This is a genomic window from Kiloniellales bacterium, assembly GCA_030066685.1.
Taxonomy (GTDB): Bacteria; Pseudomonadota; Alphaproteobacteria; order Kiloniellales; family JAKSBE01; genus JAKSBE01.
In genome coordinates this window covers 134,476-146,488 of the sequence record JASJBF010000017.1, presented here as the reverse complement: position 1 = coordinate 146,488, position 12,013 = coordinate 134,476, and the positions used below count along the sequence as shown (strand labels likewise).

The window sequence follows — 12,013 nt, the reverse complement described above, 5'->3', positions numbered from 1 at the left end:
GGCTTGTCGGGGGGCTTCGGAGGTCGGTGTCACCGCGTCGCTGCCGCGCCGCGGGGCCGCCGGTCAGCTGGCCGGACGCAGAGGACCCTTCTGCGGCACGCCGCGGTTCTTGCTGCCGGCCTTGGAGAAGGCCAGCTCGACGGAGCCGCGCTTGTCCTTGTCGTTCTGGCTGGTCAGGCGTCGCTGCAGGCGTCCGATCAGCCGGCGCAGCTCGGCCGGGCAGACCTCGTCGAACTCGTTGCCGAGCTGCTTGACGATCTCGCGGGTGTCCTCGGCCCGCCAGAAGGCGGCGTTGTCCCGGCCGATCTCGTTGATGTAGTCCAACGCGATGCGGAAGGCCCGCATCAGCTCCGTAGGCATGTTGCTGCGCGCGTAAAGCCCTTTGAAGCCCTTCGGCGAGCTGCTGTAGATCAGGGTCTTCGCCGGCTCCACCGTCATCTGGGTGCGCACGGCCATGGCCGACTCGAAGAACTCGAGGTCGCCGGTCAGCAGGGCCCGCAGGACCAGAACCGGGGTCAGGCCATCCTTCTGGCTCAGCACCTGGACCAGCTTCGGCGCCTCGACGGCCTTGGGCGCCTTGGAGGCGTCGCGGGAGATCGAGTTCTCCTGGCTGACACGGGTCAGCAGCTGGGCGAACTTGGCGTTCAGTTCGTGGCGCTCGAGGAGCCGCTCCTTCATCTCTTCCGGGATCAGCAGCAGGACCCGCGCGATCACCGTCAAGGGCAGGAAGGGCCGGTCGACCAGCAGGCTGTGGAAGGAGGTGAAGCTGCCGAACTCGTCGATGATGCGGTTGAGCAGCGGCTCCGGGATGTCCGCAGCCTTGTTGCCCAGCAGGGCACCGACGACCTTTTCGTTCCGGGATTCCAGCAGCGCCTCGGCGACCTCCGGCGTGACCTCGTCGCGCTTTGCTATGGCGATCAGCTGCGCCACCTGGCCGGCGCCGGCGATCTCGATCAGGTCGTCGTCGTCCAGAGCCGCGGCGCAGCGCAGGATCGGCACCGCTACCGCTTCGACGGCGTCGCGGGCGAGCTGACGGACCAGGTTGACCGGGAGGGTCTCGCAGTCCTTGAGGTGCTCGGAGAGCGCTTCGCGGACCAGATCCTCGCCTTCGACGGCGAGGGTCTCGAGGATGGTGGTGGCGAGCTCCATCTCGGAGTCCGAGAAGCCGCCCTGGGCGTACTCGCGGGCGATGACCGCCGCCGCCTCGGCCCGGGCTTCGGGCGAAGGGTTCTCAAGGAAAGCTTGGACACCTTCGGGAGTCAGCAAATCGGGTACCCGCTCTGGCGTCCTCGGTGTGACAGTCCTGACTGCTTCTAGCATGGCTCGCATTCCACAAAATGCAGTCTAGATTTGTCGAGTTAAGTGTTCGTTGCCATGCTGAGCCCTGGATACTGCTCGGGCAGCCATGTCACGAACGCCCCCTTTCTTCGAAGTCCTTCGATTTCAAGCTCTAAGTGCAACTGGATCGCGAACCAGGAGGTGCTGGTAGGCATCGCCTTTGACGGTAGCCAGAAAGGCCGCGTCCTGATGGCTTACCTGTAGGGCGTGAAGCTCCCGGCCAAGGCGCTGCATGACCAATCCGGTCCAGACGACGATGCGCGTCTGATAGGTATAAAGGATTTTTTTCTTATGCCCGATCATTTCTTGTTTAGCCCCCAAAAAAATGCTCCAGAACCTCTGCTGTGCCGTGTTCTCGCGTGGGTTCAGGAGACACCGCCAACTCTTAACAGAACCTTGCCGGGAGCCCGGGCGCGGCAGCGTCCGGGGGGATGTTACAGCAATGTCACCGCCCGGACACGGAAGCGCCCGATCCGGTCTCGGTCCGGCTGGAAGCGGCGGCCGGAGGTCTCCTGGAGCGCAGAGTTGATCGCAGCACCGGGACTCACCAAATGAAGATAGTCTGCGGCGCCGCTCTGGCGGGCCGCGAATTCCGGGTGCCGTCGTGGGCCGGGGATTCTTTCGTGGACGCAGCCCTTGCTCGTGATCCTGAGGAGGACGTGCGCAAATGAGTCGCCTCTCTCTTTTCGACAGCCCACTGCTTTTGGGCTTCGACCATTTCGAACGAACGTTGGACCGGGTGTCCAAGGCGTCCGGCGACGGATATCCGCCCTACAACGTGGAGCAGGTCAGCGAGAATCACTTGCAGATCACACTCGCGGTTGCCGGGTTTTCAAGTGATGAACTTCAAGTATTAGTTGAAGATAGCCAACTCGTCATCCGCGGCCGGCAGTCGGACGACAAGGACCGGGTCTTCCTGCACCGCGGCATCGCCGCCCGGCAGTTTCAGCGCAGTTTCGTCCTCGCCGAAGGCATCGAAGTGGTCGATGCGCGCCTAAACAACGGGTTGCTGCACATCGATCTCGAGCAGCCGATCGTCGAGCCCAAGGTCCGCCAAGTCGCGATCAAGACCGATGGTGGTGGCCGGAAAATCACGGCTCAGCCCGTCTCGCGCAAGGGTGGGAAAGGCAACACCGACTGATCGGACTGTGCCCTAGGCTCGAGGGGCAACGCCCATCGGGCTGGGATTCGGCCGGGACGGAAGCCGGCCCTAAGGCCGTCGCCGCTTCAAGGAGAGAGACAGATCATGAACACGACCGCGCAGATCCGTCAGATCACCGCCCAGGACCTCGCAGCCTTGGGCGTGCATCATATCGCCTACGTCAAGCCGACGACGGTCGACGGTCAACTGGTCTTCGTCGTCCATGCCGCCGACGGTGCCGAATTGGCGGTCCTGCCGAGCCGCGAAAGCGCCATTGCCGCCATCAGGCAGAACGACATGGAGCCGCTCAGCGTTCATTGATGCAAGCCGTCGTCTCCGGCTCCCGCCGCCCGGAAGGCGGCGTGCTGCCATCAATGCCTCAAGCGGCGTGGCTCGCGGTGGGTTCGGAGAGCAGGGCGTAGATGGCGTCGGGCCCGTCGCTGCCCCGGATCTTCTCACAAATCGCTTTGTTGCGTAGAAGGCGCGACACCTGGGCCAGGGCCTTGAGGTGGTCGGCTCCGGCGGTTTCCGGTGCCAGGAGCAGGCAGATCAGGTCGACCGGCTGCTCGTCGATCGCATCGAAATCGACCGGCGTCTCCAGGCGGGCGAAGAGCGCGTAGAGCCGATCGAGCTCGGGCAGCTTGCCATGCGGGATCGCGATCCCCTGGCCGACACCGGTGGTGCCGAGGCGCTCGCGCTGGATCAGCACTTCGAAGATGGCTCGCTCTGGCTGGCCGGTCAGTTCGGCGGCGCGCTTGGAGAGCTCCTGCAGCGCCTGCTTCTTGCTGCCGACACGAAGGCTAGGAACAATATCCTCTGAGCTGATCAGTTCAGCAATATCCATTTCCAAATCCCGAGAAGCGATACTATTTACTTTGGTTTCCGCGCGGGTCGACCCAGCCGATGTTTCCGTCCGGCCGGCGGTAGATCATGTTGAGCCCGCCGTGTGCCTTGTTTCTAAACATCATGGCCGGAAGCTCCGCCAGGTCCATCCGCATCACGGCCTCGCCGACCGTCAGCGTCGGAACCTCCGTCGTCATTTCCGCGACCACCGCTGGCTGTCCATCGGCGGCCGGGGCGTCCTCCTCGTGTTCGGCAGCGATCCCCGCCAATATGTATTGTTGAGCCGGTATGCTTTCCAGTCCAGAATCGGCCTTGTGATGGTCCCGCAAGCGCCGCTTGTGGCGCCGTAGGCGCTTCGACAAGCGGTCGGCGGCCATATCGAAAGCGGTGTAGGGCGCATCGGCCTCGCCCTGGGCGGTCAGCTGGATGTTCCGGCCGACGTGGGCCGTGACCACCGCCTTCAGAAGATGCGCCTCGCGCGACAGGGTCACGCTGGCCTCGATCGCATCGCCGAAGTACTTGTTGAAGATGGTTCCAAGGGCGTCCTCGACGTGATTGCGAAAAGCATCACTGACGTCGATCTGCCGGCCCTGAACGGACAGTTGCATCAGCGGACAATCCGGGTTTGCGCGGGCTCGTAAGCCAAGATCTCCTTTGGGGCCGCCTCGCGCGGCGCGGACCTTAAGGATGGCCAAGGGGAGTGTCAATACGTCCCAGGCGATGTCAGCACAACCGGCCCGGGAGAGACAAGCACGGGCATCATTTTCTCAAGGCGCGCTTCTCCCGGCGGCGCTGCACGGACGACGGGATGCGCAGGGCCTCTCGATATTTGGCGACGGTCCGCCGCGCGATGTCTATCCCTTCGCGCTGCAGGACCGTCACGATGGTGTCGTCGGAAAGGACCCGATCCGGGGATTCCTGGTCGATCAGGGCGCGGATCCGGTGCCGGACCGATTCGGCGGAATGGCTTTCACGGCCCAGGCCGGCGATCGCCGCGGTAAAGAAGTACTTGAGCTCGAAGGTCCCGCGCGGCGTGGCCATGTACTTGTTCGAAGTCACGCGGCTCACGGTGGATTCGTGCAGCTCGACCTTCTCGGCGATGTCGCGCAGGGTCAGGGGTCGCAGATGCTCGACCCCGTGCTGGAAAAAGCCCGATTGCTGGCGGACGATCTCGGTTGCCACCTTCAGGATGGTGGTGGCGCGCTGGTGCAGCGCCTTCACCAGCCAGTTCGCCTGCTGCAGGCGCTCGGCCAGGTACTCCCGCTCCGGTCGGGTTCGCGCCTTGGCCTGGACCTGCGCGTGATAGCTGCGGTTGACCAGGACCCGGGGCAGGGTCTCGGGGTTCAGCTCGATGCGCCAGCCGCCGTCCGGCTTGGCGAAAAGCAGGATATCCGGGATGACCGTCTCGGCGGCCTGGTGGTCGAAGGCCTGCGCCGGCTTGGGATCGAGCTGACGGATCTCTGCGATCATCTCGGCCATGTCCTCGGCATCGACGCCGCAGCGCCTCATCAAGCGCGGCAGCTCATGGCGGGCGAGCAGGTCGAGGTTGTCGATCAGAGCCTGCATCGCCGGGTCGAGGCGGTCGCGCTCCGCGAGCTGGATGGCCAGGCACTCCTGAAGGCTGCGGGCGAAGATACCGGCCGGATCGAAGCCCTGCAATGTCGCGAGCACGGCCTCGACGCGGGCCTCCGGGCAGCCCAGAAGCCCTGCCAGCTCCTCCGGGGAGCCGGTGAGGTAGCCCGCCTCGTCGAGCATGTCGATCAGATGGACCCCGATCAGGCGGTCCACCGGGTCCGAGAGCTCGACCGTCAGCTGGTCGAGGAGGTGTTGGCGCAAAGTCACGGTCTCGCTGAGCCGCTGCTCCAGCGAGGGCAGTTCGTCGAAGCCGCTGACGCCCGGCCCGGCGCCACCCGGCGCGGCGTTGAGATAGCCGTCGCCCGGTCCGAGGTCGTAGAGGTCTCCGGGATCGGTGTCGAGCGGTGCGTTGGCGTCGTCGGGGATCTGGTCCGAGTCGGCAAGGCTGGCGCTGTCCCCGGCAAGAGCCGCCTCGCGGTCGTCGGAGGACGCCCGATCTTCGCCGAGGGAGGCCTCGGAGACGGGGTCCTCGGCCTCGCCGGCCCGGCGTTCTTCACTGTCCAGGAGCGGGTTGGTCTCGAGCTCGGCCTCCACGAATTCGCCGAGCTCGATGTTCGACAACTGCAGCAGCTTGATCGCCTGCTGCAGTTGCGGCGTCATAACGAGACTTTGTGACTGACGGAGTTCTAAGCGCTGGGTCAACGCCATGGCGGCGAGCCTTAAAGGCTAAATCTTTCGCCCAAGTAAACGCGTCTGACGTCCTTATGCGCAACGATTTCCGCCGGTCGTCCTTCGTAGAGAACGTGGCCGTCGTGCAGGATGTAGGCACGGTCGACGATCTTCAAGGTCTCCTGCACGTTGTGGTCGGTGATCAGGACCCCGATGCCCCGATCCTTGAGGTGGGAGACCAGATCGCGGATGTCGGCCACGGCGATCGGATCGATGCCGGCCAGGGGCTCGTCCAGCAGGACAAAGCTCGGACGGGAGGCCAGTGCGCGCGCGATCTCGGCGCGCCGGCGCTCGCCGCCCGAAAGCGCAATCGCCGGCGTGCTCCTCAGATGGGTGATCCCGAACTCGTTGAGCAGGTTCTCGAGCATGACCTTGCGCTCGCGTCGTCCGGGTTCGACCACCTCGAGGATGCTGCGGATGTTCTGCTCGACTGTCAGCCCCCGGAAGATCGAGGCCTCCTGGGGTAGGTAGCCGATGCCGAGCCGGGCACGGCGGTACATCGGCAACTCGGTGATGTCGTGACCGTCCAGCATGATCCAGCCGTTGTCGGCGGCCAGCAGGCCGGTGATGATATAGAAGCAAGTGGTCTTGCCCGCGCCGTTCGGCCCAAGCAGGCCGACCGCCTCGCCGCGCTGGACCGCGACCGAGACGCCACGCAGCACCGGCCGTTTCTTGAAGCTCTTGGTCAGGTTGACCGCCATCAGCCCGGAGTTGTCGGCGACCAAGCGCGGTCCCACCCCGGCGGTCAGCTGCTTGGGCTCGTTCATTGCACCTTCGGAGCGGATTCGTTGTCGCCGGTCACAGCCTTCGGCAGGATCATGCCCTTGACGCCGGAGCCGCTGCTCAGCAGCCGGCTCACGCCGGTCGTGAGATCGACCTCGGCGTAGTCGCCGTTCATCTGGTTCTGGCCCCGCGTGATCTTGACGGTGCCCTGCAAAGTGGCGAGCTCCTTGTCGACGAAATAGGTGCCGCGGTCGCCGCGGGCGTACTCCCGGTCGGTCTCGACCTCGACATTGCCGTAGGCCTCGATGCGCTGCAGCTCGAGCTTCTCGTCCGCGCCCGGCTGGTAATGCGCCGCCAGCACGTCGGCGCTGATCTGGCGGTCCTCCCGCTTGGCAAGGGCCTCGCCGCGGGCCACCGCCATCTGTTTTTGCTCCCAATACTCGAGGCTGTCGCGGGCCGTGATCACCTCCTCCGGCGTGGTCAGGCGGAGGTTTTCGCCGAGCAGGACCACGACCCCGTTGTCGACGTCATAGGCGCCCCGGTCGCCGCGCGCCTCCTCGTTGGGCGAAACGATGCGGACGTTGCCGTTGGCCGTGATCTTGTAGATCTCGCTGCTGCCGTCGGGCGCGTCGCGGTAGTGCGCCGTCAGCACGTCCGCGAAGAGCTCCAGGTCGCCGCGGGTCGCCCTGGCGTTGCCGCTGGCGACATAGGTGCGCTGGTCGCGGCGCCATTCGATACCTTGGTCGGCGTTGATTTCCAGGGGGGACTTGCCCTTTCCGCCACCGAGCAGGCCCTGGGCGGCAAGTCCGGTCGGAAGCAACGCCATTGCCAACGCGAGCGCTGCAAGGCGCCCCAGGGCTGGCTGGCGTTGTTTCACCTCAAGAGTCCTACCGATCGGGATAAAGGACCATTCGGCTACGCCCAGTGAAGACGATCGTGTCACCGTCGTCCTCGACGCGGAAGCCCTCGGAAAGCAGCTGACCGAAGGGGCCCTGGCCCGTGACCGGATCCGAACCTTCCGCCCGGCCGACTTCGAGGTCGACCTCGGCAGTTTCGGTCAGCAGCTCGAAGCCCTGATCGTGGAACAGGCTGACCGCGCCCTCCAAGTCAAGGGTGTTGCCCTGGCGGTCGTACTTGCCGGTCTTGGCGGTCAGGGCGAGCCAGGTGCCGTCCTTGAGCGTGATGTCGCCCTTCGGCAAGGAAAGATCGACGATCTCGTTCACGCTGGAAGGCTGCGAGGCCTCGTCGGCGGAAAGCGAAAACGGTCGGCCTTCCTCATCGACGCCGTCGAAACGTGCGTTCAGCATCGACAGGCTGTCGGCATAGTCCGCGGCGAGCTCGGGGACGCCAAGCCTGAAGTGCTCGCTTTCGACGTTGATCTGGGGCCAGGCGAAGATCAGGAGCACCATGCCGATGGCGAAACTGGGCAAGAGAGTCTTCAGAACGCCGATGAGAATCGCATAGGCGCTTCGGCCGGCGCGCAGGCGCACGGCCACGGCCGGCGCCGTGCGACGCAGCTCGTGCTCAGTTCTCCGGGTCATCGGCGACCCTGGCGTCATCTGGGAACCCCTCTCAGCCTACGCCTGCCCTCAGGCAGTCGTGAATATGCAAGAACCCGACAGGCTTTTCATCCTCTACAACGAACAGACTGGTGATTTGTTTCGCATTCATCAAGCCCAACGCCTCCGCGGCCAAAGCCTGCGGACGGATGGTTTGCGGTTTTCCCGTCATAATCTCCTTCGCCGGGCGATCCAGCAAGTCCGAATTCATGTGGCGCCTCAGATCGCCGTCGGTCACGATCCCGACCAGGCGCCCGTCGTCGTCCGCGATACCGACGCAGCCGAAGCTGCGGTGGAAGCTGAAGCTTTGGGTCATCACCAAGATGGCTTCCGCAACCGGGGTCTCGCGCGTGACGATCGGCAGGCCGTCGCGACCCTGCATCAGCTCGCTGACCCGGGCCAGCTTGCCGCCCAGGGTGCCGCCGGGATGGAGGACCTGGAAATCCTGCGGCGTGAAGCCGCGGCGCTCCAGAAGGGCGACGGCGAGGGCGTCGCCCAGCGCCAGCATGACCGTGGTCGAGGTGGTCGGCGCCAGGCCCATCGGGCAGGCTTCTGGTGCCTTCGGGAGGATCAGGGCGACATCGGATTGCTCGGCCAGTGTGCTCTTCGGCGCGCTGGTCATCCCGACAAGCGAGATGCCGAAGCGGCGGGTGAAGGCGACGATGTCGGACAGCTCGGCTGTGTTGCCGGAATTGGACAGCGCCATGACGGCGTCGTCGACGGTCAGCATGCCCAGATCGCCGTGGCTGGCCTCGCCCGGATGGACATAGATCGCGGGCGTGCCGGTCGAGGCGAGGGTCGCCGCGATCTTGCGTGCGATGTGGCCGCTCTTGCCCATGCCGGTGACCACGACGCGCCCCTGCACCTTTGAAATCAGGTCGACGGCCTCGACAAAGCCGTCGTCGAGGCCCGCACTCAGCGCGGAGATCGCCTCGGCTTCCAGCCGGAGCGTGCGCTGGGCAGCCTCGATATCCTTCGAGGCGAGGGGCAGGGCGGGACGCGGTCTTGCGCTCATGGTGTCGAGAGGTCCTTTAACCGTAGTACGTAGCGTAGATCAGATTTGTGGTCGTGGATGGGATTGTAGGTGTGACTTTTTTGGTGCTACCTCTCGCCCGAGCGCAGTCCATAGCAGAACAAAGTAAAGCAGAAGTTCCCAAGGTCAGGCATTTTGAGGCGCTGATGCAGTTTTCTGCAGGTCTGTTAACCATGACCTAGTGAGCGAATATATCGACATTCTCCCAACCTGCAAGGTCTAGGGCGGCACGGCTTGGCAGAAAGTCGAAGGCGGCCTGCGCCAGTTCGCGGCGGCCTTCCCGGGCCAACATGCCGTCGAGCACCTCCTTCAGGCGGTGAAGATAGAGAACGTCGGCGGCCGCATAGCGCAGCTGCTCCTCGCTTAGGGACTCCGCGCCCCAATCGGAGGACTGTTGCTGCTTGGAGATCTCGACGCCTAGCAACTCGCGGCAGAGATCCTTCAGGCCATGGCGGTCGGTGTAGGTGCGGACCAGCAGCGAGGCCGTCCGCGTGCAGTAGACCGGACGGCAGTCGATCTTCAAGTAACGCTGCAGCGCCGCCAAGTCGAACCGGGCGAAGTGGAAGATCTTCAGGCGCTTGGGGTCGCTCAGCACCGCCTTCAGCCGGGGTGCGTCGTAGGACTCCTTGCGCAACTGGACTAGGTGGCTCTTGCCGTCGCCGGCGGAGAGCTGGACCAGACAGAGCCGGTCCCGCGCTAGGCTCAGACCCATGGTCTCGGTGTCCACCGCGATGGTGTCGCCGAGCTCTACGTCTTCCGGGAGATCGTCTCGATGAAAAACGAAGGACAAAGGCTTCGAGGCCCTTATGCCAAGGAGCGCTGATAATGACTCATTGGGTGATACACCTGCCTTGATGACTGCCCCATCGTCCGAAGCGATGGTGCCCAGGAGAGGACTCGAACCTCCACGGGGTTGCCCCCACAGGCACCTGAAGCCTGCGCGTCTACCAATTCCGCCACCTGGGCTGAAGCAGGCGCTCGCTTTCTCACGATGGCGGGCGCCTGTCAAGCGCTTGGCTCAGGTAGAGGCGCGGAACTTTCTCGCTGCCGGTCCGAGCGGGCTTGTCAAAGGGCCGCCGCCGTGCGGTATAACCGCAAATGCAAAAGCGGCGCGGTGGCGGATCGCGGCGCAAGCGAACGGGGTCTTGGCAATGGCGACGCGCGTTGTAACCGTCTTCGGAGCGTCGGGTTTCCTGGGGCGCTACGTGGTCGGCCGCCTGGCCCGCGAGGGCTGGGTGATCCGCGCGGCGGTCCGACACCCGCGCCGGGCCGCCTTCCTAAAGCCCATGGGCGACGTCGGCCAGATCACGCCGCTGCGGGCGCCGATCCAGGACGCCGAGTTGGTGCGTGCGGCGGTCGAGGGTGCGGACGCCGTCGTCAACCTGGTCGGGATCCTTTTCGAACGCGGCCGCCAGACCTTCAAGGGCGTGCATGCCGAAGGTGCCGCGGCCCTCGCCCGTGCTGCCCGGGACGCCGGTGTCCGCGACCTGGTCCAGATCTCGGCGATCGGCGCCGACATCCGGGCCGAGGCCGACTACGCCCGCTCGAAGGGCGCGGCGGAGATGGCGGTGCGCAGCAGCTTCCCCGACGCCGTGGTCCTGAGGCCGAGCATCGTCTTCGGACCCGAGGACGACTTCTTCAATCGCTTCGCGGCCATGGCCCGGCTTTCGCCGGCCCTGCCCTTGATCGGCGGGGGCAAGACCCGGTTCCAGCCGGTCTTCGTCGGCAACGTCGCCGATGCCGTGGTCAAGGCCCTTTCCGATCCGGCCTGCCGCGGCCGGGTCTACGAGCTCGGCGGGCCCCAGGTCTACAGCTTCAAGGAGCTGATGGAGCTGCTGCTCCGGCAGATCCGGCGCCGGCGCCTTCTGCTGCCGCTGCCCTTCGCCCTGGCCAGCCTGCAGGGCGCGGTCCTCGAATGGCTTCCGACTCCGCCGCTCACCCGGGATCAAGTCCGCCTGCTGAAGAGCGACAACGTGGTCGCCGACCAGGCCCTGACCCTGGCCGATCTGGGTATCGAGGCGACCCACCCCGAGCTGATCCTGCCGACCTATATGCAGCGCTACTGCCCGGGCGGCCGGATCAGCCCGCTCGCCGCCTGATCGCGCCTTCGGCTCAGCCCGCGGCCGCGCCGCCCAGTTGGCCGCTGTAGATCAGCCACAGCAGAAAGCCGCCCAGCAGCAGGCGGTAGACCACGAAGGGGCCGAATCCGGCCCGCTTCAGCCAGGCCATGATGATCGCGATCGCGAGGAAGCCGGCCAGCGCGCAGAAGCCGACCGTCAGCAGCGCGTCGTTGATGATCGAAGTGTCGCCGACCTGATAGAGCTTCCAGCCCTGCCAGATGCCGGCGGCGGAGATGGCCGGGATTGACAGCAGAAAAGAGAACCGGGCCGCCTCGGTGCGTTCGTAGCCGAGAACCCGCGCCGCGGTCATGGTGATCCCGGAGCGGCTGGTGCCCGGGAAGATGATCGCCAGGACCTGGGCGCAGCCGATCACCAGGGCGTGGCCGATTCCGATGTGATCGACCTTGCGGATGGTCATGCCGATCCGGTCGGCCAGGTACATCGCGATGCCGAAGCCGATCAGCGCAAAGGCGACGACCAGCGGCGAGCGCGGCGGGCCGCCGAAGTACTGGTCGATCAGGAAGCCGACGGCGAGAGCGGGTAGGGTGCCCAGGAGCAGCAGCAGGGCAAGGCGGCCGCCGCCGTCCAAGCGGCCGGTGAGCAGCCGGCCGAGGCCCAGCAACATGCGCAGGACGTCGCGCCAGAAGTAGACCAGGACCGCGAGCAGGGTCCCGACGTGGGCCGCGACGTCGATCGCCAGTCCCTGGTCGTCCCAGCCGGTGAAGAGCGGCACCAGGATCAGGTGGCCGGAGGAGCTTATCGGCAGGAACTCCGTCAGGCCCTGGACCAGCGACAGGATCAGGATTTGCAGCATTTGCACGGATGGCAGCCCCCTCTTGGGCCGAAGTGATCTGGGGCTGACGGCCTGGGCCGGACGCTCGCCCCGGCGCGCCCGCCGGCGCCTGGCAGCGCCCGCTTATAGCCTGCGACAGGAAGGAAGCCCAGACGGCAA

General features: G+C 65.6%; 14 protein-coding genes and 1 tRNA gene. 3 read left to right on the top strand and 12 right to left on the bottom strand.

Annotation, left to right across the window (positions count from 1 at the left end; translation table 11 throughout):
- Positions 1–63: 63 nt before the first annotated feature.
- Together QNJ30_11385 and QNJ30_11380 are read right to left on the bottom strand one after the other, a co-directional pair.
- Positions 64–1,266: a DUF2336 domain-containing protein gene (locus tag QNJ30_11385; GenBank protein MDJ0944062.1), complete on the bottom strand. Its 1,203-nt coding sequence runs from the start codon at positions 1,264–1,266 to the stop codon at positions 64–66.
- Positions 1,267–1,443: 177 nt separating this feature from the next.
- Positions 1,444–1,641 carry a hypothetical protein gene (locus QNJ30_11380; GenBank protein ID MDJ0944061.1) on the bottom strand — a complete coding sequence of 66 codons (198 nt, stop codon included), beginning with the start codon at positions 1,639–1,641 and terminating at the stop codon, positions 1,444–1,446.
- Positions 1,642–2,005: 364 nt separating this feature from the next.
- Between QNJ30_11380 and QNJ30_11375 the strand changes: the two genes are divergently transcribed.
- Together QNJ30_11375 and QNJ30_11370 are read left to right on the top strand one after the other, a co-directional pair.
- Positions 2,006–2,479: an Hsp20 family protein gene (locus QNJ30_11375; GenBank protein MDJ0944060.1), complete on the top strand. Its 474-nt coding sequence runs from the start codon at positions 2,006–2,008 to the stop codon at positions 2,477–2,479.
- 105 nt (positions 2,480–2,584) lie between these two features.
- Positions 2,585–2,800 carry a DUF1150 family protein gene (locus QNJ30_11370; protein MDJ0944059.1) on the top strand — a complete coding sequence of 72 codons (216 nt, stop codon included), beginning with the start codon at positions 2,585–2,587 and terminating at the stop codon, positions 2,798–2,800.
- A 58-nt stretch (positions 2,801–2,858) separates the two neighbouring features.
- Here the strand turns inward: QNJ30_11370 and ptsN are convergent, their stop codons facing one another.
- From ptsN to QNJ30_11325, 9 genes are all read right to left on the bottom strand, one after another.
- On the bottom strand, positions 2,859–3,323 hold the full coding sequence (ptsN, locus tag QNJ30_11365; protein MDJ0944058.1) for a PTS IIA-like nitrogen regulatory protein PtsN: 465 nt from the start codon (positions 3,321–3,323) through the stop codon (positions 2,859–2,861).
- Between the two features lie 22 nt (positions 3,324–3,345).
- Positions 3,346–3,930, bottom strand: a complete 585-nt coding sequence (gene raiA, locus QNJ30_11360; protein MDJ0944057.1) for a ribosome-associated translation inhibitor RaiA — start codon at positions 3,928–3,930, stop codon at positions 3,346–3,348.
- Positions 3,931–4,081: 151 nt separating this feature from the next.
- Positions 4,082–5,605, bottom strand: coding sequence for an RNA polymerase factor sigma-54 (rpoN, locus tag QNJ30_11355; protein MDJ0944056.1), 1,524 nt, complete (start codon positions 5,603–5,605; stop codon positions 4,082–4,084).
- Positions 5,606–5,616: 11 nt separating this feature from the next.
- Positions 5,617–6,393, bottom strand: coding sequence for an LPS export ABC transporter ATP-binding protein (gene lptB / locus QNJ30_11350; protein ID MDJ0944055.1), 777 nt, complete (start codon positions 6,391–6,393; stop codon positions 5,617–5,619).
- Positions 6,390–7,226 (bottom strand): LptA/OstA family protein, encoded by an 837-nt coding sequence (locus QNJ30_11345; protein MDJ0944054.1) that lies wholly within the window; start codon positions 7,224–7,226, stop codon positions 6,390–6,392. Before QNJ30_11345 ends, lptB begins: the two co-directional genes overlap by 4 nt.
- 10 nt (positions 7,227–7,236) lie before the next feature.
- Positions 7,237–7,890 (bottom strand): LPS export ABC transporter periplasmic protein LptC, encoded by a 654-nt coding sequence (gene lptC / locus QNJ30_11340; GenBank protein MDJ0944053.1) that lies wholly within the window; start codon positions 7,888–7,890, stop codon positions 7,237–7,239.
- A 31-nt stretch (positions 7,891–7,921) separates the two neighbouring features.
- Positions 7,922–8,923: a KpsF/GutQ family sugar-phosphate isomerase gene (locus QNJ30_11335; protein ID MDJ0944052.1), complete on the bottom strand. Its 1,002-nt coding sequence runs from the start codon at positions 8,921–8,923 to the stop codon at positions 7,922–7,924.
- A 196-nt stretch (positions 8,924–9,119) separates the two neighbouring features.
- On the bottom strand, positions 9,120–9,731 hold the full coding sequence (locus tag QNJ30_11330) for a ribonuclease H-like domain-containing protein (GenBank protein ID MDJ0944051.1): 612 nt from the start codon (positions 9,729–9,731) through the stop codon (positions 9,120–9,122).
- 89 nt (positions 9,732–9,820) lie between these two features.
- Positions 9,821–9,907 (bottom strand) — tRNA-Leu (locus tag QNJ30_11325).
- A 185-nt stretch (positions 9,908–10,092) separates the two neighbouring features.
- On the opposite strand from QNJ30_11325, the gene QNJ30_11320 reads away from it, so the two are divergent.
- Positions 10,093–11,040 (top strand): complex I NDUFA9 subunit family protein, encoded by a 948-nt coding sequence (locus QNJ30_11320; protein MDJ0944050.1) that lies wholly within the window; start codon positions 10,093–10,095, stop codon positions 11,038–11,040.
- Between the two features lie 13 nt (positions 11,041–11,053).
- Here the strand turns inward: QNJ30_11320 and QNJ30_11315 are convergent, their stop codons facing one another.
- Positions 11,054–11,875 (bottom strand): undecaprenyl-diphosphate phosphatase, encoded by an 822-nt coding sequence (locus QNJ30_11315; GenBank protein ID MDJ0944049.1) that lies wholly within the window; start codon positions 11,873–11,875, stop codon positions 11,054–11,056.
- Between the last annotated feature and the right edge of the window lie 138 nt (positions 11,876–12,013).